This is a genomic window from Bartonella sp. AA81SXKL, from assembly GCF_042196945.1.
Taxonomy (GTDB): domain Bacteria; phylum Pseudomonadota; class Alphaproteobacteria; order Rhizobiales; family Rhizobiaceae; genus Bartonella.
The window spans coordinates 569-817 of record NZ_JBHIRH010000171.1 but is presented as its reverse complement, the minus strand read 5'-3'; the positions used below and the strand labels follow the sequence as shown (position 1 = coordinate 817).

Annotated in this window: 1 protein-coding gene; it reads left to right on the top strand. The window is 28.9% G+C overall.

Going from position 1 to position 249, the window contains the following annotated elements:
- Positions 1–249 (top strand): hypothetical protein (locus tag ACFINZ_RS10375; protein WP_375701470.1); only part of this gene is annotated, 249 nt, incomplete at both ends.

Sequence of the window (249 nt, the reverse complement as noted above, 5' to 3'; positions counted from 1 at the left end):
AATTGGATTGCGCAAGTTTATTATTTCGCAAATAGTTAGAGCCAGAAAAGTACTGAGAAAGGATACATGGTTAAAAGCTAAAATGGAGGATTTTTCAACTTTGGAAAAATTTTCTATTCCTTTGATTTCTAAACGAAAAAATATGCGAAAAAAAATAAAAATAAAATCGTGGAGAGGATTGGTAGGCAAATATTTTAGTAGAACGATTGCAGTTATTAAAGAGCTAATACCAAGAATAAGAACTATTTT